A 4,523-nucleotide genomic window follows, 5' to 3' on the forward strand; every position below is an offset into this window, starting at 1 on the left:
GATTGGGCGCGCATTGCCGGTCGCCTTGATGTGGCGATGGTGCAGCGTGATGCCGCCGATGGTGACGAATGGCACGGTTTCGATCCTCCGCCCTCACATTGCACAAGGCGTTTGGTTCGGTAAAATGATATTTTTTGGCGTTTCATTAACTCAGGGGTTATCGAATCCATGTCCGAGAGCCGCATTCGGTTCCGTCACCTGCAGGCATTCCTGGAAGTTGCGCGGCAGGGGAGCGTGGCGCGAGCGGCTGACTTGCTGCATGTCAGCCCGCCGGCCGTGACCAAGACATTGCGCGAACTGGAAGAGGCGCTGGGGGTTGCGGTGGTGGAGCGCGACGGCCGCGGCATCCGACTGACGCGCATCGGCGAGATCTTCCTTCGCCACGCCGCCATGGCGATCACGGCGCTCAAGCAAGGCGTCGATTCCGTCCGCCAGGACGGAGCGGTCAACCGGCACCCGATCCGCATCGGCGCGCTGCCGACGGTGTCGGCGCGGGTGATGCCGCTTGCCATGAGCCTGTTCCTCAAAGAGAGCACCGGTGCGGCGATCAAGATCGTCACCGGCGAGAACGCGGTGCTGCTCGAACAGTTGCGCACCGGCGCGCTCGATCTCGTCGTCGGACGGTTGGCGGCGCCGGAGAACATGACCGGCTTCTTCTTCGAGCATCTCTACTCCGAACAGGTGCTGTTCGTGGTGCGGGCGCGACATCCGCTGCTTGAGCCCGGACAGGACGTGTTCGCGCGGCTCGACGAGTTCCCGGCGCTGATGCCGACACGGGAATCGGTCATCCGCCCTTTCGTCGACCGCCTGTTCATCACCAGCGGCATGACGGCGCCGGCAACCGAGATCGAAACCGTCTCGGACTCCTTCGGCCGCGCCTTCCTGCGGCAGAGCGATGCGGTTTGGATCATTTCGGCCGGTGTCGTCGCCAATGAACTCGGCAGTGGCGCCTTCGTCGCCCTGCCGGTCAACACCGAGGAAACCAAGGGACCGGTCGGCCTGACGATGCGGACCGACACGGCGCCCTCGCCGGCCTTCTCCATCCTGTTGCAGACCATCCGCGAAGCGGCGAGGCAAAGCAGTTGATGCGGCTCAGACTGGCGATCAGATCTCCCGCGAAGGCGTGAAGCGAACGCTTGCGGACCGCATGTGCCCGGGCGCCAGTACGATACAGCCGGCCTCGATGCCCGTGTCAGCCCTGCGGTTGAAGGCATCGGTGATGTTGCTGACCGGTTCGGCGCAAAAGAACGGCTCGCCGGGCGGCGTGTAGAGGACAAGGAAATCGAGTGGCGCCTCGGCCTCGATGTCCAGTTGCCGTCCATGCTCCGGCCAGGAGATCCGGGCGCGGCGCGACCATCCGGTGAAGACCGTGTCGAAGTCCGTCTCCGACACGTCGAAGCCCGTGGTCGGGTTGGAGCCTGCAGGCGGCAGGACGTGCCGGGTGGGCAGGATTTCCGCGTCGGTCTCCCACATGCCGGACACCCGCGCCTGGACATGCGTCCACGGTGTCGATGGGAAATAGGGATGCAGGCCGAGCCCGGCCGGCATCGGCGCGTCCGACAGGTTGCGCAGCGAGATGGCGGTGATCAGGCTGCCATTGACCAGCGAGATCTCTTGCCTTGCCTCATAGCTCCACGGCCAGGAATCGGCGGCATGGCGATAGGATAGGACAGTGGCGCTGGCTTCGTGCCGCACGACGGTCCATGGCCGACGCCAGCCATGGCCATGCTCATGATGTGGATCGTCCGGGCTGGTCGGCAGTTCGACGGTGCGGCCTGCGAATGCGAAGCGGCCGTGCCTTATGCGATTGGAATAGGGAACCAGCGGGAAGCAGGCCATGGCGCCGGCATCGCGGCCGTCGATCGCCGCCTGATCCGCAGGGCGCAGCCAATCCACGACGGATCCGTTTTGCCGCCAGCGATACGACGCCAGCGCGCCGCCGGCGGCCGGCGCGATCTCCACGGTCGCAATGCCGTCGCTGATCGAGATCAGCCCTTGGTGCTGCTCGGCAACGGCAGCGGAATTCTTTGTCATCGGCACTCCCCCATCCCTTGACTCCAATCGCAATGCCGATAAGACATATCATATGAATAGTATGAAGAATAACAAATCTTTCAGTATGGCGCGTACGTCGAGAGTCGCGGTGGCGGTTTCCAGCGGCTCCACCGCTCTGCATGCGACCGTCGTCGAGCAAATCGGATTGCGCATCGTTCAAGGCGATTTCCTGCCCGGCGAGGCACTGCCCAATGCCGACGATTCAAGCGAGATGCTGGGGGTCAGCCGCACGGTGCTGCGCGAGGCGATCAAGGTGTTGGCGGGCAAGGGGCTGGTCGAATCGCGGCCGAAGACCGGCACAAGGGTGCGTCCTCGTGCCGACTGGAATTTCCTCGACCCGGACGTCCTGTCATGGCGCTATGCCAGCGGTGTCAGCGCCGACGATGTCCGGGCGCTGTTCGAATTGCGCAGGGCCATCGAGCCGATGTCGGCAGCGCTTGCGGCCCAGCGCGCCACGCCATCGCAGATCGCCGAGATCAATGCAGCTCTGGTCGAAATGGAGGCGGTGGTCGACGACGGCGACCGCTTCGCCAAGCCTGACCTTTTGTTCCACCAGACCATACTGCGCATGACCGGCAATGAGCTGATCGGCTCGCTGGCGGCACTGGTCGAAACCGCATTGGTGACGAGCTTTCGTCTTTCCAACGACAATCCGGAAGGGCAGCGCCCCTCATTGCCGCTGCACCGGGAAGTCGCCGAAAAGATCGCCGCCGGCGACGCGACCGGCGCACAAAAGGCGCTGCTGGTCCTCATCGACAATGCCGAGGAGGACGTGCGCCGCAGCGTCGAAAACCGCAACAAGCGCCGCCAGGAACGGGAACAGACATCGTGACCGACACCAAACGCAAACTGCGGTCCGAGGCCTGGTTCGGCGGTGAGGGCAAGAACGCCTTCATGCACCGCAGCTGGATGAAGAACCAGGGCATTCCCGCCGACGCTTTCGACGGCCGCCCGGTGATCGGCATCTGCAACACCTGGTCGGAATTGACCCCGTGCAATGCCCACCTGCGGGCGCTGGCGGACCACGTCAAGCGCGGCGTCTATGAAGCCGGCGGCCTGCCGCTCGAATTCCCGGTGATGTCGCTGGGCGAGAGCAACATGCGCCCCACCGCCATGCTGTTTCGCAATCTGGTCAGCATGGATGTCGAAGAGTCCATCCGCGGCAATCCGATCGATGGCGTCATCCTGCTGGTCGGTTGCGACAAGACCACACCGGCGCTGCTGATGGGGGCTGCGTCGTGCAACCTGCCGACCATCGCCGTTTCCGGCGGGCCGATGCTCAACGGCAAGTTCCGCGGACAGGATATCGGCTCGGGCACCCATGTCTGGAAATTCGCCGAGGAGGTTAAAGCCGGCCGCATGCCGGTTGCCGACTTTCTCGCCGCCGAGCAGGGCCAAAGCCGATCGGCGGGCAGCTGCATGACGATGGGCACAGCCTCGACCATGGCCAGCATGGTCGAAGCGCTCGGCATCGGCATGCCGGACAATGCCGCGATCCCGGCGGTGGATTCGCGCCGTGGCGTGCTCGCCCAGATGGCCGGACGCCAGATCGTCGATCTGGTGCGCAGGGACGTTAGGATCGCGGAGATCCTCACCAGGCAAGCGTTCGAGAACGCCATTCGCGTCAACGGCGCGATCGGTGGCTCGACCAATGCGGTGCTGCATCTGATCGCCATCGCCAACCGGATCGGTGTCGATCTCAGCCTCGAAGACTGGGACCGCCTAGGTCGTGACGTTCCAACTATTGTCGATTTGATGCCGTCGGGCCGGTTCCTGATGGAAGATTTCTACTACGCCGGGGGGCTAGCTGCGGTCATGGCGTCGCTTGATGAAGTGGGGCTTCTTCATCGCGACGCCATGACCGTCAGCGCCAAGACCATCGGTGAATTGATCGACGGCGCGCCGAACTACAACAGCGAGGTGATCCGGCCGCTGAGCCAGCCGCTGACCAAGGAAGGCGGCATTTCGATCCTGCGCGGCAATCTGGCGCCTGACGGCGCGGTCATCAAGCCGTCCGCGGCAACGCCCGAGCTGATGCAGCATCGCGGCAAGGCGGTGGTGTTCGAAAACATCGAGCATTACTACGCCCGCATCGACGATCCGGAGTTGGACATCGACGCCACCTCGGTGATGGTGCTGAAGAACTGCGGGCCGCGCGGTTATCCCGGAATGGCCGAGGTCGGCAACATGCCGCTGCCGGCCAAACTGCTCAAGCTAGGCATCTCCGACATGGTGCGCATTTCGGACGCGCGCATGAGCGGCACCGCCTACGGCACCGTGGTTCTGCATGTGGCGCCGGAAGCAGCCGCAGGCGGCGCGCTGGCGCTGGTGCGCGACGGCGACCTCATCGAGCTCGACGTCGCCGGCCGCCGGTTGGAACTTTTGGTGTCGGAAGAGGAGCTCGCCATCCGCCGGCGTGACTGGAAGCCGCCGGCGTCGCCGGAGGGCGGCTACCAGAGCCTTTATGT

4 protein-coding genes are annotated in these 4,523 nt (G+C 64.5%); 3 read left to right on the forward strand and 1 reads right to left on the reverse strand.

Annotated elements, in window-relative coordinates; all coding sequences use genetic code 11:
- Window positions 1-168 precede the first annotated feature (168 nt).
- On the forward strand, window positions 169-1,086 hold the full coding sequence (gene pcaQ / locus EN994_RS19060) for a pca operon transcription factor PcaQ (RefSeq protein WP_063167580.1): 918 nt from the start codon (window positions 169-171) through the stop codon (window positions 1,084-1,086).
- An 18-nt stretch (window positions 1,087-1,104) separates the two neighbouring features.
- Here pcaQ and EN994_RS19065 read toward each other — a convergent pair whose 3' ends face one another.
- Window positions 1,105-2,034, reverse strand: a complete 930-nt coding sequence (locus tag EN994_RS19065) for an aldose 1-epimerase (RefSeq protein ID WP_063167579.1) — start codon at window positions 2,032-2,034, stop codon at window positions 1,105-1,107.
- A gap of 109 nt (window positions 2,035-2,143) precedes the next feature.
- Between EN994_RS19065 and EN994_RS19070 the strand changes: the two genes are divergently transcribed.
- Window positions 2,144-2,887: a FadR/GntR family transcriptional regulator gene (locus tag EN994_RS19070; RefSeq protein WP_082826662.1), complete on the forward strand. Its 744-nt coding sequence runs from the start codon at window positions 2,144-2,146 to the stop codon at window positions 2,885-2,887.
- A partial coding sequence (locus EN994_RS19075) for an IlvD/Edd family dehydratase (protein WP_164746010.1) occupies window positions 2,884-4,523 on the forward strand: 1,640 nt, incomplete at its 3' end. The genes EN994_RS19070 and EN994_RS19075, both read left to right, overlap by 4 nt.

This window comes from Mesorhizobium sp. M7A.F.Ca.CA.002.09.1.1 (assembly GCF_003998555.1).
GTDB classification, from domain to species: domain Bacteria; phylum Pseudomonadota; class Alphaproteobacteria; order Rhizobiales; family Rhizobiaceae; genus Mesorhizobium; species Mesorhizobium ciceri.

Excerpts from the sequence above, each read along its gene's own strand:
- pcaQ (WP_063167580.1), top strand. The coding sequence starts at position 169 with ATGTCCGAGAGCCGCATTCGGTTCCGTCACCTGCAGGCATTCCTGGAA.
- EN994_RS19065 (WP_063167579.1), bottom strand. The coding sequence starts at position 2,034 with ATGACAAAGAATTCCGCTGCCGTTGCCGAGCAGCACCAAGGGCTGATC.